This is a genomic window from Streptomyces sp. NPDC039423, from assembly GCF_055598725.1.
In genome coordinates this window covers 639567-664602 of sequence record NZ_JBVKAH010000001.1, presented here as the reverse complement: position 1 = coordinate 664602, position 25036 = coordinate 639567, and the positions used below count along the sequence as shown (strand labels likewise).

Sequence of the window (25036 nt, the reverse complement as noted above, 5' to 3'; positions counted from 1 at the left end):
AGTGTCCGCGACACCGCCTACCGGGCGGGACTTCGCGGACACGACCCGGGCGCGGTCAGGCCGTGTGGTCCCGGCGGGGGGCGGCGGTCCGCGGCCGTTCCTGGCGGGAGCCGCACAGTTCGGCCGTCAGCTCCTCCACGAGCCGCACCAGGTCGGTCGGCCGATCCGGCCCCCACCAGTCGCCGAGCAGCTCCGCCAGGGACTCCTCGCGGGCGTGGGCGAGCCGGCCGGCGACGTCCATGCCCTCGTCGGTCAGCAGGAGCTGGAGACCCTCGCGGCGCACCAGGTGCCGCTCCTCAAGCTGCCGGGCGGCCTCGGTGACGGCCCTGATCGGTACGGGGGTGGTGTCGGCGAGCCGGGCGGGCTCCACGGCGCCGTGGCGGCGCACCCGCAGCAGCAGCCAGCTCGCGGCGGGCAGCAGGTCCAGGCCCGCGCGGGCGGTGATCCGCTCATAGATCTCCTTGCGGCCCTCGCGGGAGCCGAGCACCGACAGGGCGCGGGCGCACTCGTCGTACGAGGAGCGCTCGACGGGGTTGGAGGCCACGGTCTGGCTGGGATCGGGCGCGGTGACGGCGCCGCGCAGCCGGTCCTCCCGCAGCAGCCAGGCGACGGCGAAGGCGAGGACGACGACGGGCGCCGCGTACAGGAAGACGTCGGTGATGGAGGTCGCGTACGCGTGCAGGACGCCGGGGCGCAGGTCGGCCGGGAGCGCGGCGATGGCACGCGGGTCGGCGGCGAGCCGGTCGGGGCCGGTGCCGGGCGGCAGTTCGCGGCCGGCGAGGGCGTCGGCGAGTTTTCCGGTGAGCCGGTTGGTGAAGACGGTGCCGAAGACGGCGACACCGAAGGACGCCCCGATGGAGCGGAAGAACGTGGCGCCGGAGGTGGCGACGCCGAGGTCCTCGTACGCGACGGCGTTCTGCACCACCAGCACCAGGACCTGCATGACGAGGCCGAGTCCGGCGCCGAAGACGAAGAAGTAGAGGCTGATCTCGCCGTCCGAGCTGGTCTCCTCCATGCGGTGCAGCAGGACCAGACCGAGCGCGGTGACGCCGGTCCCCACGATGGGGAAGACCTTCCAGCGACCGGTGCGGCTGACGATCTGGCCGGAGGCGGTGGAGGTGATCAGCATGCCGAGCACCATCGGCAGCATATGCACCCCGGACATGGTCGGAGTGACCCCCCGTACCACCTGGAGGAAGGTCGGCAGGTAGGTCATCGCGCCGAACATCGCGAAGCCCACGACGAAGCTGATGACGGAGACGAGCGTGAAGGTGCGGATCCGGAACAGCTTCAGCGGCAGGACGGGCTCGGCGGCACGCCGCTCGACGCGCACGAACCAGACGAGGAGGACGGCGCCGAGGACGGCGAGGCCGATGATCGGCGCCGATCCCCAGCCCCAGGTGGTGCCGCCGAGGGACGCCACGAGGACGAGGCAGGTGGCGACGGAGGCGATGAGGAAGGTGCCGAGGTAGTCGATGGCGTGGCGGCTGGAGCGCACCGGGATGTGCAGGACGGCGGCGATGACGAAGAGGGCGACGACCCCGATGGGGAGGTTGATGTAGAACACCCAGCGCCAGGAGAGGTGCTGGGTGAACAGCCCGCCGAGGAGCGGTCCGAGGATGCTGGTGGCCCCGAAGACGGCGCCGAACAGGCCCTGGTACCTGCCGCGCTCCCGCGGCGGGACGAGGTCCCCGACGATCGCCATGGACAGCACCATCAGGCCGCCGCCGCCCAGGCCCTGGACGGCGCGGAAGGCGATGAGCTGCGGCATGTTCTGCGCGATGCCGCACAGGGCCGAGCCGATGAGGAAGATGACGATGGCGGTCTGGAAGAGCTTCTTGCGCCCGTACTGGTCGCCCAGCTTGCCCCACAGGGGCGTGCCGGCGGTCGAGGCGAGCATGTAGGCGGTGACGACCCAGGACAGGTGCTCCATGCCGCCGAGTTCGCTGACGATGGTCGGCAGGGCGGTGGAGACGATGGTCTGGTCGAGTGCCGCCAGCAGCATGCCGAGCAGCAGGGCGCCGATGGCCACCAGGACGGTGCGCCGGTTCTGCCCCTGTCCTGGGGCGGGGCCGGTGGCCGGGGTGGTCACTTCCTGCGCCATGGCTTCTCCCTCGTCGTCTCGCGGGCCGTGGTCGCCGGGGCGGTGGTCGTGCGTCGCCGTGCCCCGCGCGGGCCGTGGCCGCGCGGGGCCGTGATCGGCGCGTGGCCGTGGTCCGCCGGGCGACGGGTCGGACGCGTACCCCTCGTACCCTCATCCCATCCTGGGTGCTTCGTCCCGATACGGCCCGCCGAACGGTGCCGGAGAGGCGGAGGATGGTCCTCCGGAGGGCCCGGCGGGCTGCATAATCGCTCGCAGTTCAAGGGGAGGGGCCCACATTGACGGGACAGGTGTGTCCTGAGTGCGACGGTGACTGCGGTTGTGCCTCCACGGAGGACACACTGGGCATACGTCCGTACGTGAACCTCCGGGCGGAGCACGGCGGGGGGCCGGCGTCGCCCGTGTCCACCATGCCGTTGTACGTGCCGCTGGAGCCGGAGCTGGTGCCGCTGGCGGAGGCGGGGCCGTCGCACGGGGCCCGGGCCGGGGCGCGCGCCCGGGCCCGGGCGGAGGCGCGGTCACGGAGCCGCGCGCGCCGCCCGTACGCCGTGGTGGGCACCGTGGCCGCGGTGCTCGCGGTGGTGGGCGTGGCGGGCTTCGCGGGCGGGCTGTTCGGCGGGGACGGGGAGGCGGACCGGGTGCTGCCCGACCTGGGGCCCAGCACGCCCGCGTGGCCGAGCGCGCCCGAGGGCCCGCCGGAGACGTCCGGACCGGCGTCGCCCTCGGTGTCCCCCTCCGCCTCGGCGTCCTCGTCGGCCACCGTCTCCGCGTCCGCCTCCGCGTTCGTGTCCGCTTCCCCGCCGGGGGCCGCGACGACCACGGCGCCGGCGTCCGCGCCGGCCACCGCGAGCGGCACCCCGAAGGACCGGGCGAGCGTCTCGGCGTCGCCGCTGCGCAGCCGTGTGCCGGTCCAGGAGCCGTCGCCCGGGGAGCCGGTGACGCTGGCGCGCGGCGACCGGGGCCCGGAGGTCGCGGAGTTGCAGCGGCGGCTGCGGGAGGCGGGCCTGTACGACGGGCCGATGAACGGCCGCTACAACGACCAGGTGGAGTGGGGCGTCGGCCAGTACCAGGAGGCCCGCGACCTGGAGGGCGACGAGTGGGGCGTGTACGGCCCGGAGACCCGCCAGTGGCTGGAGTCCGAGACGACGGGGCGCTGACCGGGGGCCGGGGGCGCTGACCGGGGGCCGGGCCGGGGTCACGACGCGGGCCGGCCGCTGACAGGGGCGGGGCCGGGGCCGGGTCGGCCGCTGACGAGGCCGGGCCGGGGCCGGGTCGGCCGCGGACGGGGCCGGGACGGGGGCCGGGACGGGGGCCGGGGGCGGACTGGCATCTGGGCGCTCGGTTTTGTATCGTGGAAGAACAAAGTGGTCCCGCCCGTATACCCTGACCGGCGGGCGGGCCACTTCGTTCCCTTTTCTCCCCATCCCCCGTGGAGATCGCCGATGCCGGCCGCCCCTTCCCCCTCCGTCCTGACCACCCGCGCCCTCCTGCTCGACATGGACGGCACGCTCGTGAACTCGGACGCGGTGGTGGAGCGCTGCTGGCGCCGCTGGGCGCTCCGGCACGGCCTGGACCCGGAGGAGGCCCTGAAGGTCGTCCACGGCCGCCAGGGGTACGCCACGATGGCCGTCCTCCTCCCGGACCGCCCCATGGCGGAGAACCACGCCGACAACCGCGCGATGCTCGCGGAGGAGACCGCCGACCTGGACGGGGTCGTGCCGGTCGGCGGCGCGCCCGCGTTCATGGCCGCCGTCGCCGGGCTGCCGCACGCCCTGGTCACCTCGGCCGACGGGCCCCTCGCCCGGGCCCGCATGGGCGCGGCCGGGCTGCCCATGCCGGAGGTGCGGGTGACCGCGGAGTGCGTGGGCGCGAGCAAGCCGGACCCGGAGGGGTTCCTGAAGGGCGCGGCGGAGCTGGGCTTCGGGCCGGCCGACTGCGTGGTGTTCGAGGACTCCGAGGCGGGCATCCAGGCCGGCCGCGCCGCCGGGATGCGGGTGGTGGGCGTGGGCCCGCGCGCCGGCGCGTTCGGCCCCGACGTCCACGTACCGGACCTGACGCATGTACGCGTGGAGGCGGTGGAGGCGGACGGCGTCACCGCGATCCGCCTCCACATCACCGCGTAGCCCCTGCGTCACCGCGGCGGGCGCCGCCCGGGGGTCAGGGCGCCAGGGCCTCGTACAGGCTGAAGCCCGCCAGTGCCAGCATCAGGCAGGCGGCGACCCTGGTGATCAGCCGCAGCGGTACGTACCTCATCAGCGTCCGGCCGCCGAGGATGCCGATGCCCGCGACCGCCCACAGGGCGAGTACGGCGCCGATGCCCACGGAGAGCGGGTCGTCGTAGCGGGCGGCCAGGTTCGCGGTCATGATCTGCGTCAGGTCGCCGAACTCCGCGACCAGGATCAGCATGAAGCCCGCCCCGGAGACCTTCCAGAAGGACTGGTCGGCCGGGGCCTTGATGTTCTCCTCGTCGTCGCCGCCCTTCCGCAGCAGCAGCACGGCCGCCCCGGCCAGGAACAGCACGCCGACCAGGGCCTGCACCAGCCGGTGCGGCAGGAGGGTCAGGACGCTGCCGGCGGCGACGGCGAGCACCACGTGGACCGCGAAGGCGGCGGCGACGCCCACGAAGACGTAGGACGCGCGGTAGCGGGTGCCCAGCATCAGGCCGGCGAGGGCGGTCTTGTCGGGGAGTTCGGCGAGGAAGACGACGCCGAAGGTGATCGCCATGATCGTGAGGCTGAGCACGGGATGGGTTCCTCTGTCGGTCGGGCTCCGCCGGGCCGAGAAGAGACGTCCAGGGGTCGCTCCGGCACGGCGGCGCCATGGATGTGGGCATGGCACTGCTGTTGCCGAAGGTCTCGCTGGCCCGCCGGTCCGGCGTGCCTCCGGGCGCCGGCCGGGCACAGGGCCCGGCAGTATGTCGACGTTCCGGCGAAGAGCTACTCCCCTTCTGCTCCGTCCAGGGTACGTGATCTGCGCACCCGCCCCCTCGCGGGCCGCCTCCCCTCGCAGGTCACCGCCCGCCGCCCGCCGCTCCCCCGGCACCCCGCCCCCCGGCGCCGCCCCGGTGCAGCCTGCCCCGCGCCACCAGCTCCAGGGTCGCCGCCACCGCCACGCCCTGCACCGCCATCAGCCCCACCAGCACGAACAGCTGCACCGCCCCGGCCTGGAGCGGGGACGCCCCGCCCAGCAGCATCCCGACGAACGCGCCCGGCAGCGTGACCAGCCCCACCGTCCTGGTCTGGTCGAGCCCCGGCAGCAGCGCGTCCGCGGCCGCCTCCCTGGCCACCTCCAGCCGCGCGTCCCGTTCGGTCAGCCCGATCGCCAGCCCCGCCTCGACCTCGCCGTGCCGGGTGCCCAGCTCGTCCAGGGCGCGCCGCCCGCCGAGCACCGTCGCGGTGAGCGCCCCGCCGATGAGGATGCCCGTCACGGGGACCAGGGCGATGCCCCGGAGCGGGACGAGCCCGGTGAGCACCAGCGCGGCGACCACCGGGACGACCCCGGCGGCGATGGGTACGGCCGCCCACCACCAGGTCCCGTTGGGCGTGACGCGGCGCCCGGCGGTGCGGACGGCGACCACGTACATGAGCAGCAGGAAGGCCAGCAGCGCCGGTACGGAGCGGACGACCCATCCGATGACCAGGGACACGGCGGCGAGCTGCACCGCGGCCCGCACCCCCGCGGTGACCACCTCGCGCGGTGCCCGGAGGTGGGCGAGCGCCGCGACGGTGGCGGCGAGGGCGAGCAGGACGGCCAGAACAGCCGCGAACGTGGCATTGACGGGCAGCAGCACACGTCAACCCTAAAGCGGGACAAGGCAGGTGGCGGGACGTCAGAAAGAGGGAAGAACCCTTGATGTGACGTGCGCATGTCGTCACTCTGTAACCCGGCGCATCCTCCGGGGCAACCTGGCGCCGCCACGATGACCGAGCCGTCCGAACGGCGGCCGGCACCACCCCCACATCCCAAGGGAGTCACCCATGTCCGGTGTCTACGCGCGTCGAATAGCCGTGCTCGCCGCTTCCGCCGCCCTCACCGTCACCGGCGCCCTGGCCACCGCCCCCGCCGCCCAGGCCGCCCCGCCCACCCCGGTCAGCGCCGCGACCGCCCGCAGCTACCTGGGCCAGCTCACGGTGAAGGCGGAAGGTTCCTCCACCGGCTACAGCCGTGACCTGTTCCCGCACTGGATCACCCAGTCGGGCAGTTGCAACACCCGCGAAGTGGTCCTCAAGCGCGACGGCGTGAACGTCGTGCAGGACGGGAGCTGTGCGGCGGTCAGCGGCAGTTGGTACTCCGAGTACGACGGCGCCACCTGGCACGCGGCCGCGGACCTCGACATCGACCACGTGGTGGCCCTCTCCGAGGCCTGGCGCTCCGGCGCCAACGCCTGGACCACCTCCCAGCGCCAGGCCTTCGCCAACGACCTGACCCGCCCGCAGCTCATCGCGGTGACGGACAACGTCAACCAGGCCAAGGGCGACCTCGACCCCGCCGAGTGGCTCCCGTCCCGCACCGCGTACCGCTGCACTTACGCGCGGATGTGGGTACACGTGAAGTACCACTACAAGCTGAGCGTGGACTCGGCCGAGAAGAGCGCGTTGCAGTCGGTCCTCAACGGCTGCTGACCGCTCCCGGCTCCGCGGGCGGCCGCCGGCCGCCCGGTGCGCGGTGGGCCCCGGCGGCCCGCGTACGCCCGACCGGCCCAGCGGCCCACCGGCCGCCCGGTACGGCCCGGCCGCCCGGTACGGCCGGCGGGCCGGGCGGGTCCGGCGGGCGTACGGCGCCGTGAGGTGGGCAGACGGAGGGCGTGCGGCGCCGCGGACGGACGCCGTGCGGCGCGGGCGGCGGTGACGTCGCGCGGCGGCGGCCCCGCCGCCCGTACCGTACGAGGTACGAGTACGAAGTACGGGCGGGTCGCCGGAGCCGGCGCCGCCAGGGCCGGTACCGCCCGCCGGGCCGGCGGGCACGACGAGTCGGCAAGTCGGTAAGTCGGCGAGTCGACGACTTCGACGGAGGAGGCCGGGCATGGCAGCCGGACTGCGGTTGGGACCACTCCTGCGGTACGTCGACTGGGACCGCGGCGACCGCGCGACGGTCTGGGTCGAGGCCGACCGGCCCTGCGAGGCCGAGGTGCGGTGCGCCGACGGCGCCGGCGGCCGCAGCCGGACCTTCCAGATCGCCGGGCACCACTACGCCCTGATCGCCGTCACCGGCCTGACACCGGGGAGCACGACCCCCTACGAGGTGCTGCTCGACGACAGCCCGGTCTGGCCGCCCACCGACCCCGGCCACCGCTACCCCGCCAGCACCATCAGCACGCCCCTGCCCGGCGCCGGCGAGCTGCGCGTCTCCTTCGGGTCCTGCCGCTGGGCCGCGCCGCCCGCGGGCGGCGACGACCCGGTCGGCCCGGACGCGCTCGACACGCTCGCCACCCGGCTGGCGTCCGACCCCCGCGCCGTACGCCCCGACGTGCTGCTCCTGCTGGGTGACCAGGTGTACGCGGACGAGACGTCGAAGGACACCCGCCGCTGGCTGGCCGGCCGCCGGGACCTGCGCCAGGAGCCGGGCGCCCAGGTCGCGGACTACGAGGAGTACACGCACCTCTACTACGAATCGTGGCTCGACCCCGGGGTGCGGTGGCTGCTGTCCACCGTCCCGAGCTGCATGATCTTCGACGACCACGACGTGATCGACGACTGGAACACCAGCGCCTCCTGGGTGGCCGACATGCGCCGCAAGGGCTGGTGGCGCGAGCGGATCCTCAGCGGGCTGATGTCGTACTGGGTCCACCAGCACCTGGGCAACCTCTCCCTCGACGAGCTGGAGACCGATCCGCTGTACGCGGCCGTCCGTGCCGCCCCGGACGGGACGGAGCTGCTGCGCGCCTTCGCCGAGGAGGCCGACGCCGACCCGGCCCGGGTGCGCTGGAGCTACCGGCGGGACTTCGGCCGTACGCGGCTGGTGATGACCGACAACCGGGCCGGGCGCGTGCTGGACGAGCACAAGCGGGCGATGCTCGACGAGGACGAGGAGCGGTGGCTCGCCGAGCAGATGCCGTCCGGCGGGGACGAGTGCGACCACCTGCTGCTCGGGGCCTCGCTGCCGTGGCTCCTGGCCCCGATGATGCACGAGGCGGAGAACTGGAACGCCGCGCTCTGCCGCGGGGAGCGCGGCGAGCGGTGGGCCCGGCTGGCGGAACGGGTGCGCCGGGCCGCCGACCTGGAGCACTGGGCGGCCTTCCCCGACTCCTTCGAGCGGCTCACCCGGCTGCTCGCCGAGGTGGGCAGCGGGCCGGCCGCCCCGGCGACGGTGTGCGTGCTGTCGGGCGACGTGCACCACGCGTACGTCGCCGAACCCGAGTGGCCGGAGGGCGTCCCCCCGGCGTCCGCCCGGATCGTCCAGTTGACCTGCTCGCCGGTGCACAACCGGATCCCGCGGCCCCTGCGGCTGGGGTTCCGCCTGAGCTGGAGCCGCGCGGGGCGGCGGATCGGCCACGCGCTGCGGCGGCACGCCCGCACCGGGCCCCCGGTCGTCGACTGGCGCCGCACGGGCGGGCCGTGGTTCGGCAACCAGCTCATGACGCTCACCCTCGACGGGCGGTCGGCGGAACTGCGGCTGGAGCACGCGGCGGCGCGGAGCCGTGACGGAAGCCCCGCCGAGCTCCGTACCGTGCACGAGCGGTCCCTGACGGCGGGCCGCTGACACGGGCGGCTGCTGAGAGGCACGGGGCGTGCGCGGCCGGAGCGGCCGCCGAGAGGGACGGGGTGTGCGCGGCCGGAGCGGCCGCCGAGAGGGACGGGGCGTGGACGGCTGGACGGCCGGTCGCGTTCGGGGTGCATGTCGTGGGGGGCTGCCGCCCGGGCCGTGAACGTCCGGTGAACGTCCGGTTCAGGCCTGCCACAATCCCGCCCATAGCGGATGGCGATCCTCCGGCCAAGGGGGCGACGAGGGGCGCGCCACCGGCATGATGGGCACCCGCCTGCCGCCCCCCGGCAGCGCCCGCACCGCCCCCTGCCCCGGGAGTTCCCGTCGTGTCGTCCCACGCTCCGCGTGCCCTGGCCCTGGTCGGCGCGGGTCCCCGAGGCACCTCGGTGCTCGAACGCCTCTGCGCCTCCGTCCCGGAACTGGCCGCGGGAACACCCCTGACCGTCCACGTCGTCGATCCCGCCCCGCCGGGCGCGGGCCGCGTGTGGCGCACGGACCAGCCGGCCGAGCTGCTGATGAACACGGTGGCGTGCCAGGTGACGCTGTTCACCGACGAGAGCGTGCCGTGCGAGGGTCCGGTACGCCGGGGGCCGAGCCTGTACGAGTGGGCCGCCGCCCGGGCGTACCCGCTCGGCCCCGACGACTACCCGACCCGCGCCTGTTACGGCGCCTACCTCGAATGGGCGTTCGCCCGCGCGGTGGCCGGGGCGCCGCCGGAGGTGACCGTGCGGGTGCACGGGGCGCGGGCCGTGCGCCTGGAGGGGAGCACCCCGCGGACCCTGGTCCTGGACGACGGGACGGTGCTCACCGGTCTGGACGCGGTCGTCCTCGCCCAGGGCCACCTCCCGGCGGCCGGCGGTGACCCCGCGTCGGAGCACCTGGCGGGGTACGCCGCGCGCCACGGGCTGCGCCACTTCGCGCCCGCCAACCCGGCGGACCTGGACCTGACGCCGGTCGCCCCCGGCGAACCGGTGCTGCTGCGGGGCCTGGGCCTGAACTTCTTCGACCACATGGCGCTGCTGACGGAGGGCCGGGGCGGGGTGTTCGTACGCGACGGCGCGGGCGGCCGCGCCTACCGCCCCTCGGGGCGTGAGCCCCGGCTGTACGCCGGTTCGCGGCGCGGCGTGCCGTACCGGGCGCGCGGGGACAACGAGAAGGGCGCGTCGGCGCGGCACGAGCCGGTGCTGCTGACGCCCGGCGTGGTCCGGGCGTTCCGCGAGCGGGCGGACGCGGGCGACCCGCCGGACTTCCTGGGCGAGATATGGCCGCTGGTCGCCAAGGAGGTCGAGACGGCGTACTACGAGACGCTGCTGAGGTGGCCGAGGGGCTTCCGCTCCCGGTTCCTGTCCGCTCCGGACGCCACCCTCGACGCGTACGCCGTGCCGCCCGGCGACCGGTGGTCGTGGGAGCGGGTCTCGCGCCCGCACGCGGGCGAGACGTTCCGGTCGCCGGCGGACTTCCGCGCCTGGCTGCTGGCGCACTTGCGCCGGGACGCGGCCGAGGCGAGGCTCGGCAACGTGGCGGGCCCGGTGAAGGCCGCGCTGGACGTGCTGCGCGACATCCGCAACGAGCTGCGGCTGATCGTCGACCACGCGGGCCTGGCGGGCGCCTCGCGCCGGGACCACCTGGACCGCTGGTACACACCGCTGAACGCCTTCCTGTCGATCGGCCCGCCGCGCCGCCGTGTCGAGGAGATGACGGCCCTGATCGAGGCGGGCGTGCTGACGGTGGTCGGCCCCCGCATGCGGATCGGTACGGGGAACGGGGCGTTCACGGCGGAATCCCCCGACGTCCCCGGCTCGTCCGTGACCGCGAGCACCCTGATCGAGGCCCGGTTGCCGGAGCCGGACTTGAGGCGCACTGGTGACGCGCTACTCGCGGGGATGCTCGAATCCGGCCAGTGCCGCACTCATGTCGTGGACGGCTACGACACCGGCGGACTGGACGTCACGCCGCCCCCGTATCGCCTGATCAACGGTCAGGGACGCGCTCACCAGGCGGTCTTCGCCCTGGGCGTGCCCACGGAGGGGGTCCACTGGGTGACGGCGGCCGGTGCCAGGCCGGGCGTCGGCTCGGTGACGCTCTCGGACACGGACGCGGTGGCTCGAGCGGCCCTCCGCGCGTGCTCCACCACGGAAGCGGAACGACCGAATGTTGAACTTGCAAGTATTGATTAGGACTCCCTAACCTAGGGGGGCTCGTCGGTTCCGTCCCCGACCGAAGGATCCCCATGCCCACCATCACCGCTCGTCTCGACCAGGCCCGGCCGTACGCCCTCGGCCTGTTCCGCATAGTCATCGGCCTGCTGTTCACCTGCCACGGCGCCGCCTCGCTCTTCGGCGTCCTCGGTGGCGCGGGCGGCAGCGGCGGCACCGTCCCGACGGGCAGTTGGCCGGGCTGGTACGCGGCCGTCATCGAACTCGTCGGCGGCGCGCTCGTGCTGGTCGGCCTGGGCACCCGTGCCGCCGCCTTCATAGCCTCCGGCGCGATGGCGTACGCCTACTTCAAGGTCCACCAGCCGATGGGCCTCTTCCCCATCAAGAACGGCGGCGAACTGTCGGCCGTCTACTGCTGGTCGCTGTTCCTGCTGGTCTTCACCGGCCCGGGCGCGCTGTCGCTGGACAGCCTCTTCACGTCCGCCCAGACGGACCGCAAGCGCGAGCCCGTCACCGCGTAGCTCTCCTGGGCCCGGCGGCGCGCGGGCCGGTGGCTCGTCGCGCCGGGCGGCGCGCAGGCCGGTGTCTCATCGGGGCCGGTGTCTCATCGGGGCCGGCGGGCCCGGCTCGTGCGACGGCGTGCGAGACGGGCACCCCACCCCTCTCCGTACGAAGCACCTACACCCACCCGGGCCCCGTCCCGCCCCGCGCGACCGTTCCGCACCGTTCCCCCGGCCGGGCGCGGGGCGCCGACGTCACACAGTCGTCGCCGGTCACCCGCCCGGGTGACCGGCCGGCGCCGCTTCGGGCGTACGCTTTCGGCCTGTCCAGCCGCCGCCCGCCCCACGGGACCGGCTCCACGGGACCGGGGAGTGAAGGTGCTCGAAAGCGTGGCCGCCGGCCCATGGATCTACACGGCCGTCGCCGTCTCCGTCCTGCTGGACGTGTTCCTGCCGGTGCTGCCCAGCGGCATCCTCGTCATCACGGCCGCGACCGTCGCCGCGACCGGCAGCGGCTCCCTCCTCGCGCTGACGCTCTGCGCGGCCACCGCCTCCCTGCTCGGCGACCTCGTCGCGTACGGCCTCGCCTGGCGCGGCCGGTCGCGGCTGCACCGGATGGTCGCCCGCTCGCGGAGGCTGGCCACCGCGCACGAGCGTCTCGGCGCCGCCCTGGCGCAGGGCGGCGGCCTGCTCGTCGTCATCGCCCGGTTCGCCCCGGCCGGGCGCTCGGTGGTCTCGCTCGGCGCGGGCGCGGCCCGCCGCAAGCCCGGCCAGTTCGTGCCCTGGTCCGCCCTCGCGGGGCTGGCGTGGGCCTCGTACGGCGTGGGCCTCGGCTACTTCGGCGGCCGGTGGGTGGGCGCCACCTGGACCGGCGTGGCGGTCTCGGTGGTCGCCCTGTTCCTCGCGGGCACCCTGGCCGCCTACGTCATGCGCCGCCCGCCGGCTCCGTCTCCCGGCACCGAGGCGAGCCGCGCCCCGGCGGCCGGCACCGAACCACCGTCGGCGCTGCCCCTGCCGGCACCACCGTCCCCGGGGTCGGCCCCGACCCCCGTCCCCACCGCCGACCGGGACCGGCCGCCGGCGACCGGCGCCGTCCCGTCCCGGACAGCGGCCCGGACACCGGCCCCGTCGGCGCTGTCCTAGGGCGGGCGCCGAAAGTGGCGTCCTCCGGGCGGACACCGATACCTGCGGACACTCCCTAGCGCTGCCCCGCGGCGGCGCCGCTGCCCGCGTGGCCGCCCGAACCCCGCACCTCCAGCCCGTCGAGGAGACGCCGGGTCGCCTCGGCGATCTCGTCCACGGCCCGCTCGAACACCTCCCGGTTGTGCGCGGCGGGTGCCCGGAAGCCGGACACCTTGCGCACGTACTGGAGCGCGGCGGCGTGGACGTCCTCCTCGGTGGCCTCGGTGGGGAGCACGGGCGGGCGGAGGGTCTTGATGCTGCGGCACATGCCCCCAGTGTGCGCCCGTCCGTGCCGCCGGGTCACCGCTTCGGCCGCTTGCGCGCCCGCTCCCTCTCCCGGTCCCTGTCCCGCTCGATCGTGTAGGTCGCCCAGTCCCCCCGGTGCAGGTTGCACCGTGAGGCCCCCACCATCGCGAGCCGCCGGCAGCACCCGCCGTGCTTGGTGCGCGCGCCGCACGTGGACTGTGTACGAGCCATGTCGCCTCCCGCTCTCCCGCCGGATCCCCCGTTGCAGCGTCCCGCCCCCGGGGACCGGCCGGGCAGGGCGCACGGCGGTCCCACGAAGGTGCGCTCCGTCGCACGCGCGGTCCGGCGTCCGCTGCGCGACGCACGGCCGGAACCTAGACTGGCGAAGGAGGTGCACACCATGTCCAAGCGAGGGAACAAGCGCCGCGCCCGCAAGAAGAAGGGCGCGAACCACGGCAAGCGTCCTAACGCCTGATCCGGTCCTCCGCGGCCCGTAGCAGCCGCCGCTCCAGCACGGCCACGTGCTCGGGGCGGCGCACGCGCGCATGGCGGAGCACCAGCTCGCGGGAGGTCGTGCCGACCCGGCGTTTCCTGGGGTGGCGGGCGGTGAAGTGCTCGCTCGCGAAGAACTCCACGGCTCCGTCCAGCCCGGCCGCGTCGGTCTGCCGCACCGCCCACGCCAGGTCGTCCGTCGCCGCCGCGCCCAGCAGGGCGAGGGGCGCGAGGCGGGCCACCCGAGCGGCGGCGCCGCCACCGGCGGACGGCGCGCCGAGCCAGCCGAACACCAGGCTCAGCGGCGCGGCCGCCACCTCCGGCCCCGGTGCCTCCGGATCCGGCGCCTCCCCGCGCGCCCACCCGGCCGCGTACCGCCGCAAGGGCGCCGGTGCGGCCGCGGCCCACGCGGCACGGTGACGCCCCGGTATCGACTCCGGGTCCGCCGGGTCCAGCAGCGGCAGGGGATCGTGCCGGTCGACGGTGCGGACGAGCCGCCCGGCGGCGTCGTACAGCGAGAACCGGTACGGGCCGGGGCACATGCAGACGAAGTCGTCCCTCTCCCCCACGCCGCCGGTCCCGAGGGCGCGCAGCACCTCCCCCACCTCCGCGCGCCCGGTCACCTCGTACGTCTCCGGATGCCCCACGACCGTTCCGGCATGTTCCCGGTCCGAGACGGCGATCCTCACCACCGCCCCCGGCGGGCCGCCGGTCACAGCACGTCCCCGGCCTGGTCGTGGAAGACCTCCGGCCAGTAGCGGTAGTCGTCCGGGCCGCTCGCGGGGAGGCAGGCGACGGGGTCGACGGAGGCGAGGACGGCCACCATGGCGTCGGCGAGCTGGTGGTAGAAGTCCTCCGTCAGGCGGTGCTCCTTGTCGATCGCCTGCTCCCTGTGGTGCATCCAGAGGGTGAAGGCGAGGGTCGAGACGTCGGCGTTCACCGGGGTCGGTGTGCCGGCGCCGTACTCGAGGTAATGGACCGTGCCGGTGCGGCCGTCGACGACGACCTCCAGGTCGTGGATCAGCCCGCCCAGCACCAGCAGCCGGTCCGCGTCGGGCGGCAGCCGGTCGCCGCGGCACAGGTGGCGCAGCGCGGGGTCCTCGCCGAGCCGTGCGCGCTCGGCGCGCACCGTTTCCAGCAGAGTCTCCGGGTCGGCCGGCTCGAACATCAGGCCGTCCCTGGGCAGCCCGACCTCGGCCAGGAACCTGCGGGTCGGCTCGTGCTCCAGGGCGGCGGGCAGCCGGGCGGGGTCCAGCCGCACCACCTCTCCGGCGCCGAACTCGTCCTCGATGAACCCGGGCGGCAGGTCCAGCAGCAGTCCCCTGCCCGGCCGGGCGACCAGCGCCATCGGCCGTATCAGGGCGGCGATCCGCCAGAGCGCCGGGAGGGGGCCCTCCCACTCCGCTCCGCCCAGCTCGGTGAACACGGACAGCAATCGCTCCGAGGCCACCCGGGCGGTCTCGACGCCCCACCGCCCCGCCAGGTCGGCGAACCGCCCCCGTCGGCCGTCCAGTTCGTCCACCGCTTCCAGGAGGCGGTCGAGCACCTCCAGCGAGGGCGCCAGCGGGAGGACCTCCGCGTGCCAGGGCGCGTACATCTCCAGGGTGAACACCCGCCCGGTCTCCCCGTCGACGACGACATCCTGCGCGTCGAGCGTCTCGACCGGCAGGTGCCCGACGGCGAGCAGACCGGCGATGTACGGGTCCAGTTCCGCCGCGTCGTGCTCCTCGGGCACGAGTTGTGCCGCCGTCACCACCCGCCCCTCGGCGAGCCGCGTCAGCCGGACCAGTTCGTGCCGTCGCGGCGGCCCGGCCTCGGCGAGCCGGCGCCGTGTCGGACCGTGCGTGATCCCTGGATGAATGCCGTTCATGATGCCCCCGTGATGCCTCGTGGTGATCCCACCGTTCCCACGATAGGAGCGACCACCGACAACGCGGGCCGGCCCGGCCCCGGCCCGCCCGGCGTCACGCCCGCGCGGGCTCCCACCCGGCTCGCTCCACGGCGTCCAGCGCCACCGCCCACGGGTACGCGCCGGGGAGGTCCTGGCCGGACGGGTTCGGGACGTAGGCGCCCTCGCCGTACAACACCGTCGCACCGGAAGCGCGCAGCGTCGCGACCGAGTTGGCGAAGGCCGGATGCTGTACGTGCGCCTCGTTCACGCACGGCATCACCACGGTCGGAACGCGCTTGCCGACGCCCTGGACAGCCACGCTCACCACGAACTTCGCCGTCAGGCCCAGCGCCCACTCGTTCATCGCGGTGAACGTCGCGGGCGCGAACAGCACGACGTCCGCCGCCGGCCACACGTCCGGCTGCCCCGGCAGGTCGTATTCGTACCGCACCGGATGCCCCGTCAGCACCGCCAGCCCGTCGAGACCGTCCGCCAGCCATCGGGCGGCGGTCGGCGTCAGACCGAGGCACACGTCCCAGCCCCGGCTCTGCGCATCCTCGATCGCACGAGCAACATCGAACACGGGCGGCGCGGCTGAGCAGAACAGATACAGGGTCCTCGTCATGACCCCATCCGATCACACCCAACCGACCTACCGGATCGAGGGCTTGGCCCCTGACCTCGACGTCAGCCGGAGCGAGGCACGATGCTCAGGGCCCGGAAGTCACACCCGTCCTGCGTGAACCCCGGCGCCTCCCACTCCAGGTCGACCACCTGCCCGGGCATCAGGGTGCGAAACCCGTCCATGCGGATCACCGAGTAATGGCCGAAACAACCCCCCGGCGTCTCAGCACAGTCCAGCACCCCCCACCCCTCCTCCTCGCGCCACTCACGGACCGTCGCCTTCACCATGCCCGGCACCATACGTCCCCCCGTCGACGGCCCGGATACTCGCCCCGACCTGAGTACCTGCGCTCTCCCCGCCGACCGGCCGGGCCGGGACGCTGGCGCCATGCCCCACGACACGCGGACGACCGCCACCCCCCTTCAGCCGACCCTCCTCCTGGCAGCCGTCGCGGCGACCCTCTGGGCCGCCTGGCTCGGCTGGGACCAGCACCGGGACATCCACCCCGACGGCAGCAGCACCGGCCCCTACGAAGCCTGGCAGGTCATCGGCCTGGTCCTGACCCTCCTGCCCCCACTCCTCTGGGCCACCACCCGCCACCACCCCACCGCCGCCGTCCTCGGCATCCCCCTCGGCCTCACCGCCGCCGCCTACTACGACTGGTCCGACGACGCCAGCGGCCTCTTCATGGTCGGCGTCACCATGCTCCTGCTCGGCAGCCTCGCCACCACGGCAGCCCTCTCCGCCCTCATCACCGCCGTAAGACGCCGGTGACCGTTGCAAGGTGGCCACCGGGGACCGGCTGCACAGGAAGCGTCCCGGCCGCCTGTGACCGCGACCGTTGATGTCAGGTACGGACGTCGAAGACCCCCAGCCATGATCGGCTGGGGGTCTTCGTGGTGGTGGGCGCGGACGGTCTCGAACCGCCGACATCTACTTTGAAAACCTGGCACCCACGGCACATCCGTCACGCCGCCCTCAGCTACCAACAGGGCAGCAAGTCCGTCGGCTCCGCAGCCGAAGAGACCGGTAACTCCGGACGCGTGTGGGCCGCCCTTGAGCTCAAGGTATGCAGCACAAAGGGCATCTTCCTCGCCACCAGGCCCCCGTGGACCCTTGCGTACAGACCGACGGCCAGGTCATCACAACCTGATCAAGCCCCCACACAGGCTGTACACATTCCGGCAGGCTGACCCTATGCGCATCAAGACCACCACCCTCATCGCGGGCGCCGCTCTCGTCCTCACCCTCACTGCCTGCGAAGGGGGCAGCAAGACCGGCTCGGACAAGCCGAGTCCCGCCCAGTCCGCCGAGCCGACTGCGGCCGCCACGACCAAGGCTCCCAAGGCTGACGCCGAGGTAGGCGCCCTGCCGGACATGACCGGCAAGGGCCTTCAATCAGCGCAGGACCAAGCGCAGGCCGCCGGCTTCTACAACCTGCACTCCCACGACGCTCTCGGCCGTGGACGTATGCAGGCCCTCGACAGGAACTGGAAGGTCTGCGGCCAAACCCCGACCGCAGGCGAGCACCCCACCGACGTCAAGATCGACTTCGCGGCGGTCAAGCTCGAAGAGAGCTGCCCGGCCAATGACCAGGGAGGCACCGACCCTCAGGTCAGCACAACCATGCCCGACTTCACCGGGAAGTCCGTCAAGGTCGCCCGGGAGTCGCTCGAGAGTTCCACCAGCCTCACCGTCACCGACGCATCGCCCCAGGACCGCATGGTCATCGTCGAATCCAACTGGCAGGTCTGCACCCAGGAACCCGCCGCCGGCACAAAGCTCGACGGCCAGCCCGTCACCCTTACCGCCGTGAAGTTCGATGAAAGCTGCTGATCCGATGCGATCGAAAGCCACCACCGGCTAGCCGTCGCCCTCGTACTCACGCTTACTTCCTGCGGCAGCAGCGACGAGCCGGGACCCGGACCGAGGAGGCGGCTAAAGCCGTGGAGCCGACCGCCCCAGCCATAGCGGGGTTGTCCCACCATCAACCCGAGCTGCCAGGCGTGCGGCCGGCGGCCGAGGCGGAGCGGGCGTAAACAGGAGCCTCGGCTCGGGCGCCGGGCCGCGGGCCGCGCTGTGCGCGGCGGGGTGCCTTGATGGAGTAGAGAAAGTCATACCGCGCTTGCGATGTCGTATACGTCGGCGCTTCAGCGCGTCGTGATGGGGCTGTAAGGCGCACCGAGGGTCGACCGGGAGCGCCATCGAGTCTCCAGAGCCTGAAGGTGGCCACCGGACTGGCTCCTCAGGAGGCGTCCCGGCCGCGTGTGATCGCGCCCGTTGATGTCAGGTACGCACGTCGAAGACCCCCAGCCATGATCGGCTGGGGGTCTTCGTACTGGTGGGCGCGGACGGTTTCGAACCGCCGACATCTGCTTTGTAAGAGCAGCGCTCTACCCCTGAGCTACGCACCCGTGGAGTGAGTGAACAGGGTACATGGCCCACGGGTGCATCCCGCAAACCCGGGCTGCGCGGGGGTGGGAGCGGGGGGTAGCCCTACCTGGGGGGAGGGTGGTGGCCGGATCGTGCTCGGGTCGGGTGGACACGTAGCGTGATGGGGGAAGAGCGGAAGACCTTACGGGGGAGTCGTCGTGGGTGCACGTCGGATGCGGGCCGTCGTTGTGGGCGGGGTGGTGCTGGGAGCGCTGGTGCTCGTGGGGTGTGGGGGCACCGATGTGGAGGGCGCGCCGGTGGAGCGGAAGGCGTTCGGGTTCCGGGGCGGGACGCTGGTCGTGGACGCGAGGGACTCGGAGCTGGTGCTGGTGCCGGCGGATGTGAAGGACGTGGAGGTGTCGCGGCAGGTCGACGGGTGGGTGGTGCTGGGAGACGGGCCGGCGCCGGTGTGGAAGCTGGAGGGGAACCGGCTGACGTTGCGGGTGGACTGCGACGCGGTGGCGAGCGACTGCGCGGCGCGGCACGAGGTGCGGGTGCCACGTGGGGTGGCGGTGACCGTGGAGGGCGACAACGGGGACGTGACCGCCGAGGGGTTCGAGTCAGCGGTCAAGGTCGCGACGGACAACGGCACGGTGACCGTGCGGGACGCGGGTGGGCCGCTGGACGTGCGGAGTGAGAACGGGGACGTGCGGGTGGAGGGCGGGGCCTCGAAGAGCGTGGTGGCGCGGTCGGGGAACGGGCGGATACGCCTGGCGTTCGGTGCGGTGCCGGACCGGGTGGACGTCGTGAACGACAACGGGGAGATCGCCGTCGAACTGCCGCGCGGTGACACGCGGTACAAGGTGGACGCTCAGAGCGACAATGGGAAGGTGGAGGTGGGAGTCCCGACCGACGCCGGCAGCGCGCACGCGGTGAAGGCCCGTAGCGACAACGGGCAAGTCGTGGTCCGGAGCGCGAACTGAAGGGCTCGTGTGTTCGTCCTTACCTGGTGGGAGAATGAACCGGTCAGGGCGGGACGGACGGCACGGGAGCGGATGTGACGGCGACACACGCGCGGCGGTACGCGAAGGATGTACTCGCGCTGGTGCTGTTGCCGGTGCCGCTGGTCCTCGCCGTGCTGCCCGGGGCCTTCGCGGGGGGCGGGACCCGGCGCTGGTTCGGCGGGCGCGGGGAGAGCCAGAGGGCGGACGCACAGGCGGCGAAGGACGAGGCCGCGGCGGCGTTCTACGAGTTGGACACGGCCCAGCGGGACTTGCGGATCTCGATCGAGACGATCACGGCGGTGGACGGGTCGCCGGGTGCCCGCCGGGCGGTGGACGACTTCGCGGCACTGGGGCGCCGGATCGACGAGGTGAGCCACGCGTACATCACCGCCGTCGACGCGTACGACCTGGACCGGCACGATCTGGAGGCCTCGGTGGCCTCCAGGGCCCGTGGGGAGCTGAACCGCGCCAAGGACGACCTGGTACGGGTGAAGGGGGAGCTGGACAGGTTCGAGGAGGGGCTGCGGCCCCTGCTGGACACGGCGGAGACCCAGCTCGCGCGGCTGGCGCCCGCCGTCGAGCGGGCCAAGGCGGCGCTGCTGGCCGCGAGCAACGCTCTCGACGGGGTACGTGGTTCCGGTCTGCGCGCGGATGATCTCGCGGCGCGGCTGGCCGCCCTCGCCCCGGAGCTGACCAAGCTCAACCAGGGCGCGGGGCAGCACGGTGTCCCCGAGACGCTCCAGCGGGCCGACCGGGTGCTGCGCGACGCCGAGGCCGTGCGGGCGGAGGCGGAACGGCTGCCGGAGCGGGCCGCCGAGACCGACAAGCGGCTGGTGTCGCTCCGGACGCGTGCGCAGGCGCTGGGTAACCGTGCCGCCTCGGTGGAGCCGGTCCTCAGCGAGTTGCGGCGCCGGTTCAGCGCGGCCTGCTGGCAGGACCTCCAGCCGGTGCCCGAGCAGGCCGCCCGGAGCGTCCGGCAGGCGGAGGCGAAGCTCCAGGAGGCCGCCAAGGCCCGGGAGGAGCAGCGGTGGGCGGACGCGACCGCCCTGCTGTCGACCGTACGGGCCCTGCTGAACAGTACGGACGAGGCCGTGTCGGCGGCCGGTGACCGGCTCGGCCGGCTGAACGCCGTGTCCAAGGACCCGGAGGCGGAGATCCAGCGCACCCGCTTCGCCGTCCGGGACGCCCAGCGGCTCGCCATGGCCGGTCGTCACACTCCCGATCCGCGGCACGCGGGTCCGCTGGACGACGCGGTGGCCCGGCTGGAGCGGGCGATCGGGGGGCTGGAGGGGCGTCACCCCGACTACTGGCACTTCCTGACGGAGATGGAAGCGGTGCGGGCCACGGTGGCCCGGGTGGTGGAGTTGATCCGGGAGGACCGGGGCGGCGGGCACTGACGGCGCGGTTAATCTGGGGCCATGCCTCGCTACGAGTACCGCTGCCGCACGTGCGGAGACACCTTCGAACTGAACCGTCCGATGGCCGAGTCGTCGGCGCCCGCGGCCTGCCCGGCCGGGCACGACGACACCGTCAAGCTGCTGTCCGCCGTCGCGGTGGGCGGCACGGCCAAGGGCGGGGCGCCCGCGCCGTCCCAGGGCGGTGGCGGCGGGTGCTGCGGCGGCGGCTGCTGCGGCTGAGCCCCCGCTGAGTCCGGCTCCCGTCCGCCTCTACCGCGGCCGCGGGGCCGGGGGCGCCGGGCCGGGCGGGATCTTCAGCGGGGCTTCAGCCACCGCTGCCTAGCGTGGGGCCATGGAACGCTGGATCAACGGCCTCATGGACACGCTCGGCGCGCCCGGCGCCGGACTCGCGATCGCCCTGGAGAACCTCTTCCCGCCGCTGCCCAGCGAGGTGATCCTGCCGATGGCCGGGTTCGCCTCGGCGACCGGCCGGATCGGTCTGGTCGCCGCGCTGCTGTGGACGACGGCCGGTTCGGTGATCGGCGCCCTCGCGCTGTACGGGGTCGGGGCGCTGCTCGGGCGGGAGCGGACCATCGCGGTGGCGAGCAGGCTGCCGCTGGTGAAGGTCTCCGACATCGAGCGGACGGAGGCCTGGTTCGCGCGGCACGGCACCAAGGCGGTGTTCTTCGGCCGGATGGTCCCGGTCTTCCGCAGCCTCATCTCCGTGCCGGCGGGCATCGAGCGCATGCCGCTGCCGGTGTTCCTCGGGCTGACCACGCTCGGCAGCGCGATCTGGAACAGCGTCTTCGTCCTGGCCGGTTTCGCGCTGGGCGACAACTGGGAGCAAGTCGGCCACTACGTGTCGCTGTACTCGAAGGTGGTGCTGGTGGTGGCGGCGGGCGCCGTGGTGGCGTTCGTGGCCGTCCGGCTCCTCAGGCCGGGGACGGACGCACGGCGGCGGTGAACCGGCGCAGGATCTCCTCCCCCGCGGCCACGCCCCGCTCCTCCAGCGCGTCGACGTGCCCGGCGCTCCAGCCGCTCTCGGCGAGCTCCCCGTGCCCGGGCCGCCAGCCCCGGTCGGCGGCGAGCAGCAGATCGGCGTCCAGCAGCGAGTCGCCGGCGGCCAGCACACGGTCGGCCCCGGTCCGGCGGGCGACCTCGCGGACGGCGGCGCTCTTGGTGAGCGGCTGGGGCACGGCGTACACCTTGCGGCCCTGGAGGGAGACGGCCCAGCCGCGGGGCGCGGCCCAGGCGGCCAGTTCCTTCATCCAGCCGTCGGGCAGCAGGGCGCGCTCGACGACCAGGTAGGCGAAGAGGTCCTCGGCGACCCGATCCTTGAGCAGCCAGGCCGGGTCGGCGACGGCCAGGAGGTGGGCGCGTACCTCGTCGAGCGTGGCGCACTCGTCGGCGAGGCGGGTGGCGACCGTACGCCGCCAGTCGGGGTCGGAGACGCCGTCGACGAGCAGGTGGCCGCCGTTGGCGCAGATGGCGTACGGCGCAGGGGGCCCGGGCAGCCGGATGCGGTGGTACTGCTCGCGGGTGCGGGTGGTGGTGGGAACGAAGAGGGCGTGCCGCGGCAGGTCGGCCAGCAGGGCGGCGGCGGTCTCGGTGACGTACGACAGCGGCTTGTGCTCGTAGGTCTCGACGCACAGCAGCCGGGGGGCCTCGGCGTCCGGCATGGTGAGGCCGAGGGCGGCGGAGCTGTAGATCAGGGTGCGGTCGAGGTCGCTGGCGATGAGCGTCGCCGAACCCGCCGAGGCCGCCGCCATGGGGGCGGCCGTGGTCGTGGGCGTGGTCATCGGCCGGTCACCGCCTTGCCGTCGGCACCCGTCGCGCCCTTGGTGAACCGCGGGTGGATCAGCCCCACGCAGGTGTAGTGCAGGTGGTCGACCTCCTCGACGGGGACGCCACGCTGCTCGGCGAGCAGGCGTACGTGGTCGAGGTCGGCACCCGCGCCGCGCTGGGCGAGGATCTTCCAGGGGACGCGGCGCAGCAGGACGCGGGTGGTCTCGCCGACGCCGGGCTTGACCAGGTTGACGTCGTGGATGCCGTACTCCTCGCTGATCCGCTCGACGGCCGCCCAGCCCTCCCAGGTGGGGGTGCGGTCGGTGGCGAGGAGTTCCTTGACGTCGGCGTCGACGACGGTGGCGACCTCGTCGAAGTGGGCGGCGACGGTGTCCAGGAAGGTGGTGGAGACATCGGCGCCGGCGAGTTCGCGGTAGAACTTCGCGCCGTGGTAGTCGTGCGGGCCGACGAGGTCGGCGCGCAGCACCGTACGGGATATGAGCCCGGAGACGGTGGAGTTGAGGCAGGCGGAGGGGATGAGGAAGTCCTCGCGGGTGCCGTAGGTGCGCACGCACGAGCCGGGGTCGGCCAGGACGGCGATCTCGGGGTCGAAGCCGGGGAAGTCCGCCAGGGCGGCGGCGAGTTCGCGGGTGATGGCGCCCTTCCCGGTCCAGCCGTCGACGAACACGACATCGGCCGGGTCGTGGTGGTGCTGGAGCCAGCGCAGCGCGTTGGCGTCGATGCCCCTGCCGCGCACGATGGACACGGCGTAGTGGGGCAGGTCGAGGCCGTGGCGGTGGAGTGCCCAGCGGCGCATGAGCACGCCGACGGGGGTGCCGGCGCGGGCGAGCGACACGAGCACGGGGCGGGGCGACCGCTCGGCCAGGACCGTCTCGGTGACGGTGCCGACGGCGCGGGCGATGCGGGCGGCCGAGGTGCCGAGGGCCGCGTGGAAGAGGGCCTGGTAGCGGTCGCTGGGCTGGTACTCCACGGGCAGCGACTCGGCGTAGTGGGCGCCGCCGCTCTGGATGGCCTCCTCCCGCTCCTCGGTCGGGGCCTCCAGCTCCACGCCGGAGAGGTCCTGGAGGAGCCAGCCGACCTCCTCGGGCGCGTAGGACGAGAAGGCGGGCCCTCGCAGGGGCTCGGGCAGCATCAGGGCACCTCGTGGGGTGTAGGACGGTACGACGGCGAGCAGGACGCGCGGTACGTGCGCGCCGAGCCGGGCCAGGAGGCCGTCGGGGGCGTGGAGGGCGGGGGTGTCGGCGGCCGAGTCGACGACGGCGACGACCGCGTCGAAGCCGGCGCCCGCGACGTTGTAGGCGTACCGGTCGCCGGGGCCGTCGGCGGGGTCGTCGTGGGCGGGGAACACCAGGCGGGTGCGTATCGCGTAGCCGGGGTCGTCCACGGCCAGGACGGGCGAGCGGGTGGTGGTGGAGAAGCGCACCTCGGCGCCGCCGCGCCGCTCCAGCGCGACGCCCAGCGCCAGGGGCGCGTACATGAGCTCCTCGCAGCCCAGCACCAGTACGCGCGGCAGGGCGGCCTCGCCGTGGCCCTCCCCCTGGCCCTCGCCGTGGCCCTGCCCCTGGCCCTCGCCGTGGCCCTCCCCGGCGGCCTCGCCGGGGGCGGCGACGGGGGCGAGCCCCAGGGCGTCGGCAACGCGTTCGGCCATGGCCGGGAGCGCGGCGTCCAGCCGGGCGCGGTGCGCGGGGGTGAAGCCGTGGCGGCCCCCGTCGGGGACGCCGTCCGGCCATCCCAGGTCGACGCGCCGCACGTCCGCGCGCTCGGGCTCCGCCCCGGAACCAGCATCGGAACCAGCACCCGTACCACCGGCCGGGCGCTCCGTATGCTCCGGGCGCTCGTGCGCGGCCACCAGGGCCTGGCCGCGTTCCAGGACGTCCTCGGGGAGGCGGACCGTGCCCGCGGCCAGGGTGACCAGGTCCACCCGGGCGCCGATCTCGGCGGCGAAGCCCGTGAGCCGGTCCCGGTCGGCGGCCGAGCGCATGTCGACGAGCGCGACGATCACGTATCGCTCGCGCGGGTAGCGGGCGTGCAGGGCCCGTACCGTGTTGAGCACCGTGTTGCCGGTGGAGAACTCGTCGTCGACCAGCACCAGCGGTCCGCGGCCCGCCAGGAGCGCCGGATCCTCCGGGAGCAGGAGGTGCGAGGTGGCGTGCGAGTGGGCCTCCTCGAAGCCGCCCGCCCGGGGCACCCCTGGTACGGGCCGGCGGGTGGAGTGCAGGTACGGGGCCGTGCCCAGCCCGTCCGCGACCGAGTGGCCGAGACCGGTGGCCGTCTCCGCGTACCCGAGGACCACCGCGCGGGCGGCCTCGGCGGGGCCGAGCAGCTCCCGTACCCGTACGCCCAGGTCGTAACCCGACCGCCACACGACGTACGGGCTCTGCGGCACGTGCTTGCCCAGCACCCGGGAGACGAGCAGGTGCGCCCGCTTCGGGTTGCGCCGCAGGGCCATGCCCAGCAGCTCGCGCAGCCCGGGGTCGCCGGTCAGCTCGACCCCGAGCCGCTCCGACACCCACGTACCCGACCAGACGCCCACGTTCTCGTTCTCCCTCGATGACAGCGAT

25 protein-coding genes and 1 tRNA gene are annotated in these 25036 nt (G+C 74.2%); 14 read left to right on the top strand and 12 right to left on the bottom strand.

The genetic code is table 11. The features are described from left to right. Window positions 1-55: 55 nt before the first annotated feature. The gene (locus tag ACZ7LK_RS02935; protein WP_469465158.1) at window positions 56-2104 is read right to left on the bottom strand and encodes an MFS transporter; all 2049 of its coding nucleotides are present in this window, start codon (window positions 2102-2104) and stop codon (window positions 56-58) included. Between the two features lie 407 nt (window positions 2105-2511). Between ACZ7LK_RS02935 and ACZ7LK_RS02930 the strand changes: the two genes are divergently transcribed. Together ACZ7LK_RS02930 and ACZ7LK_RS02925 are read left to right on the top strand one after the other, a co-directional pair. Continuing rightward, window positions 2512-3258 (top strand): peptidoglycan-binding domain-containing protein, encoded by a 747-nt coding sequence (locus tag ACZ7LK_RS02930; RefSeq protein WP_471138092.1) that lies wholly within the window; start codon window positions 2512-2514, stop codon window positions 3256-3258. A 285-nt stretch (window positions 3259-3543) separates the two neighbouring features. Continuing rightward, entirely contained in the window at window positions 3544-4224 is a 681-nt protein-coding gene (locus ACZ7LK_RS02925; protein WP_471138090.1) for an HAD-IA family hydrolase, read from the top strand. A 34-nt stretch (window positions 4225-4258) separates the two neighbouring features. Here ACZ7LK_RS02925 and ACZ7LK_RS02920 read toward each other — a convergent pair whose 3' ends face one another. Further along, window positions 4259-4843, bottom strand: a complete 585-nt coding sequence (locus ACZ7LK_RS02920) for a TMEM165/GDT1 family protein (RefSeq protein WP_392276542.1) — start codon at window positions 4841-4843, stop codon at window positions 4259-4261. 268 nt (window positions 4844-5111) lie between these two features. Next, window positions 5112-5891, bottom strand: a complete 780-nt coding sequence (locus tag ACZ7LK_RS02915) for an ABC transporter permease (protein WP_471138088.1) — start codon at window positions 5889-5891, stop codon at window positions 5112-5114. A gap of 187 nt (window positions 5892-6078) precedes the next feature. Here ACZ7LK_RS02915 and ACZ7LK_RS02910 point away from each other — a divergent pair, with 187 nt between their 5' ends. The 5 genes from ACZ7LK_RS02910 (at window position 6079) to ACZ7LK_RS02890 (ending at window position 12602) form a co-directional block, all read left to right on the top strand. Then, window positions 6079-6723, top strand: a complete 645-nt coding sequence (locus tag ACZ7LK_RS02910) for an HNH endonuclease family protein (protein WP_392276540.1) — start codon at window positions 6079-6081, stop codon at window positions 6721-6723. 400 nt (window positions 6724-7123) lie between these two features. Beyond that, entirely contained in the window at window positions 7124-8800 is a 1677-nt protein-coding gene (locus tag ACZ7LK_RS02905) for an alkaline phosphatase D family protein (protein ID WP_392276539.1), read from the top strand. 329 nt (window positions 8801-9129) lie between these two features. Then, on the top strand, window positions 9130-10980 hold the full coding sequence (locus ACZ7LK_RS02900; RefSeq protein WP_469465072.1) for an FAD/NAD(P)-binding protein: 1851 nt from the start codon (window positions 9130-9132) through the stop codon (window positions 10978-10980). Window positions 10981-11042: 62 nt separating this feature from the next. After that, window positions 11043-11480 (top strand): DoxX family protein, encoded by a 438-nt coding sequence (locus tag ACZ7LK_RS02895; RefSeq protein ID WP_392276683.1) that lies wholly within the window; start codon window positions 11043-11045, stop codon window positions 11478-11480. Window positions 11481-11849: 369 nt separating this feature from the next. Beyond that, on the top strand, window positions 11850-12602 hold the full coding sequence (locus ACZ7LK_RS02890) for a DedA family protein (RefSeq protein WP_392276538.1): 753 nt from the start codon (window positions 11850-11852) through the stop codon (window positions 12600-12602). Window positions 12603-12657: 55 nt separating this feature from the next. Here ACZ7LK_RS02890 and ACZ7LK_RS02885 read toward each other — a convergent pair whose 3' ends face one another. Together ACZ7LK_RS02885 and ACZ7LK_RS02880 are read right to left on the bottom strand one after the other, a co-directional pair. Then, a complete protein-coding gene (locus ACZ7LK_RS02885) occupies window positions 12658-12909 on the bottom strand; it encodes a DUF2277 domain-containing protein (RefSeq protein WP_471138086.1) in 252 nt (83 codons plus the stop codon). A 32-nt stretch (window positions 12910-12941) separates the two neighbouring features. Then, complete coding sequence (locus tag ACZ7LK_RS02880) at window positions 12942-13118, bottom strand: hypothetical protein (protein WP_392276536.1); 177 nt, start codon at window positions 13116-13118, stop codon at window positions 12942-12944. Window positions 13119-13287: 169 nt separating this feature from the next. Here ACZ7LK_RS02880 and ACZ7LK_RS02875 point away from each other — a divergent pair, with 169 nt between their 5' ends. Continuing rightward, window positions 13288-13362 carry a 50S ribosomal protein bL37 gene (locus tag ACZ7LK_RS02875; RefSeq protein ID WP_373297613.1) on the top strand — a complete coding sequence of 25 codons (75 nt, stop codon included), beginning with the start codon at window positions 13288-13290 and terminating at the stop codon, window positions 13360-13362. Here the strand turns inward: ACZ7LK_RS02875 and ACZ7LK_RS02870 are convergent. From ACZ7LK_RS02870 to ACZ7LK_RS02855, 4 genes are all read right to left on the bottom strand, one after another. Then, entirely contained in the window at window positions 13352-14095 is a 744-nt protein-coding gene (locus ACZ7LK_RS02870) for a hypothetical protein (protein ID WP_471138084.1), read from the bottom strand. The two genes, ACZ7LK_RS02875 and ACZ7LK_RS02870, sit on opposite strands and share 11 nt — an antisense overlap. Then, window positions 14092-15249, bottom strand: coding sequence for an SUKH-4 family immunity protein (locus tag ACZ7LK_RS02865; protein ID WP_471138082.1), 1158 nt, complete (start codon window positions 15247-15249; stop codon window positions 14092-14094). The genes ACZ7LK_RS02870 and ACZ7LK_RS02865 overlap by 4 nt, the downstream gene beginning before the upstream one ends. A gap of 94 nt (window positions 15250-15343) precedes the next feature. Continuing rightward, window positions 15344-15895 carry a flavoprotein gene (locus tag ACZ7LK_RS02860; protein ID WP_471138080.1) on the bottom strand — a complete coding sequence of 184 codons (552 nt, stop codon included), beginning with the start codon at window positions 15893-15895 and terminating at the stop codon, window positions 15344-15346. Window positions 15896-15957: 62 nt separating this feature from the next. After that, window positions 15958-16182, bottom strand: a complete 225-nt coding sequence (locus ACZ7LK_RS02855; protein ID WP_392276532.1) for a cold shock domain-containing protein — start codon at window positions 16180-16182, stop codon at window positions 15958-15960. Between the two features lie 100 nt (window positions 16183-16282). Here ACZ7LK_RS02855 and ACZ7LK_RS02850 point away from each other — a divergent pair, with 100 nt between their 5' ends. Beyond that, window positions 16283-16669, top strand: coding sequence for a hypothetical protein (locus tag ACZ7LK_RS02850; RefSeq protein ID WP_469465067.1), 387 nt, complete (start codon window positions 16283-16285; stop codon window positions 16667-16669). Between the two features lie 423 nt (window positions 16670-17092). After that, a complete protein-coding gene (locus ACZ7LK_RS02845) occupies window positions 17093-17731 on the top strand; it encodes a PASTA domain-containing protein (RefSeq protein WP_471138078.1) in 639 nt (212 codons plus the stop codon). Window positions 17732-18234: 503 nt separating this feature from the next. On the opposite strand, the gene ACZ7LK_RS02840 is transcribed toward ACZ7LK_RS02845, so the two are convergent. Next, window positions 18235-18309 (bottom strand) — tRNA-Val (locus ACZ7LK_RS02840). 192 nt (window positions 18310-18501) lie between these two features. Here ACZ7LK_RS02840 and ACZ7LK_RS02835 point away from each other — a divergent pair. The 4 genes from ACZ7LK_RS02835 to ACZ7LK_RS02820 all read left to right on the top strand — a co-directional run bounded on the left by ACZ7LK_RS02835 (window position 18502) and on the right by ACZ7LK_RS02820 (window position 21633). Continuing rightward, window positions 18502-19251: a DUF4097 family beta strand repeat-containing protein gene (locus ACZ7LK_RS02835; RefSeq protein ID WP_469465074.1), complete on the top strand. Its 750-nt coding sequence runs from the start codon at window positions 18502-18504 to the stop codon at window positions 19249-19251. Between the two features lie 74 nt (window positions 19252-19325). Next, on the top strand, window positions 19326-20669 hold the full coding sequence (locus ACZ7LK_RS02830; protein WP_469465061.1) for a hypothetical protein: 1344 nt from the start codon (window positions 19326-19328) through the stop codon (window positions 20667-20669). Window positions 20670-20690: 21 nt separating this feature from the next. Next, window positions 20691-20909: an FmdB family zinc ribbon protein gene (locus ACZ7LK_RS02825; protein WP_064071106.1), complete on the top strand. Its 219-nt coding sequence runs from the start codon at window positions 20691-20693 to the stop codon at window positions 20907-20909. Window positions 20910-21021: 112 nt separating this feature from the next. Beyond that, window positions 21022-21633, top strand: coding sequence for a DedA family protein (locus ACZ7LK_RS02820; RefSeq protein ID WP_392276528.1), 612 nt, complete (start codon window positions 21022-21024; stop codon window positions 21631-21633). Here the strand turns inward: ACZ7LK_RS02820 and ACZ7LK_RS02815 are convergent. Both ACZ7LK_RS02815 and ACZ7LK_RS02810 read right to left on the bottom strand, forming a co-directional pair. After that, window positions 21602-22468: an HAD family hydrolase gene (locus ACZ7LK_RS02815; protein WP_392276527.1), complete on the bottom strand. Its 867-nt coding sequence runs from the start codon at window positions 22466-22468 to the stop codon at window positions 21602-21604. The two genes, ACZ7LK_RS02820 and ACZ7LK_RS02815, sit on opposite strands and share 32 nt — an antisense overlap. Then, a complete protein-coding gene (locus ACZ7LK_RS02810) occupies window positions 22465-25008 on the bottom strand; it encodes a phosphoribosyltransferase (protein WP_471138075.1) in 2544 nt (847 codons plus the stop codon). The genes ACZ7LK_RS02815 and ACZ7LK_RS02810 overlap by 4 nt, the downstream gene beginning before the upstream one ends. Between the last annotated feature and the right edge of the window lie 28 nt (window positions 25009-25036).

Bases quoted from the DNA above. Each gene is read 5' to 3' on its own strand.
- ACZ7LK_RS02885 (WP_471138086.1), bottom strand. From the start codon at position 12,909: ATGTGCCGCAGCATCAAGACCCTCCGCCCGCCCGTGCTCCCCACCGAG.
- ACZ7LK_RS02865 (WP_471138082.1), bottom strand. From the start codon at position 15,249: ATGAACGGCATTCATCCAGGGATCACGCACGGTCCGACACGGCGCCGG.
- ACZ7LK_RS02815 (WP_392276527.1), bottom strand. From the start codon at position 22,468: ATGACCACGCCCACGACCACGGCCGCCCCCATGGCGGCGGCCTCGGCG.
- ACZ7LK_RS02925 (WP_471138090.1), top strand. From the start codon at position 3,544: ATGCCGGCCGCCCCTTCCCCCTCCGTCCTGACCACCCGCGCCCTCCTG.
- ACZ7LK_RS02910 (WP_392276540.1), top strand. From the start codon at position 6,079: ATGTCCGGTGTCTACGCGCGTCGAATAGCCGTGCTCGCCGCTTCCGCC.
- ACZ7LK_RS02825 (WP_064071106.1), top strand. From the start codon at position 20,691: ATGCCTCGCTACGAGTACCGCTGCCGCACGTGCGGAGACACCTTCGAA.
- ACZ7LK_RS02850 (WP_469465067.1), top strand. From the start codon at position 16,283: ATGCCCCACGACACGCGGACGACCGCCACCCCCCTTCAGCCGACCCTC.
- ACZ7LK_RS02835 (WP_469465074.1), top strand. From the start codon at position 18,502: ATGCGGGCCGTCGTTGTGGGCGGGGTGGTGCTGGGAGCGCTGGTGCTC.
- ACZ7LK_RS02880 (WP_392276536.1), bottom strand. From the start codon at position 13,118: ATGGCTCGTACACAGTCCACGTGCGGCGCGCGCACCAAGCACGGCGGG.
- ACZ7LK_RS02905 (WP_392276539.1), top strand. From the start codon at position 7,124: ATGGCAGCCGGACTGCGGTTGGGACCACTCCTGCGGTACGTCGACTGG.
- ACZ7LK_RS02935 (WP_469465158.1), bottom strand. From the start codon at position 2,104: ATGGCGCAGGAAGTGACCACCCCGGCCACCGGCCCCGCCCCAGGACAG.
- ACZ7LK_RS02930 (WP_471138092.1), top strand. From the start codon at position 2,512: ATGCCGTTGTACGTGCCGCTGGAGCCGGAGCTGGTGCCGCTGGCGGAG.
- ACZ7LK_RS02860 (WP_471138080.1), bottom strand. From the start codon at position 15,895: ATGACGAGGACCCTGTATCTGTTCTGCTCAGCCGCGCCGCCCGTGTTC.
- ACZ7LK_RS02820 (WP_392276528.1), top strand. From the start codon at position 21,022: ATGGAACGCTGGATCAACGGCCTCATGGACACGCTCGGCGCGCCCGGC.
- ACZ7LK_RS02845 (WP_471138078.1), top strand. From the start codon at position 17,093: ATGCGCATCAAGACCACCACCCTCATCGCGGGCGCCGCTCTCGTCCTC.
- ACZ7LK_RS02855 (WP_392276532.1), bottom strand. From the start codon at position 16,182: ATGGTGAAGGCGACGGTCCGTGAGTGGCGCGAGGAGGAGGGGTGGGGG.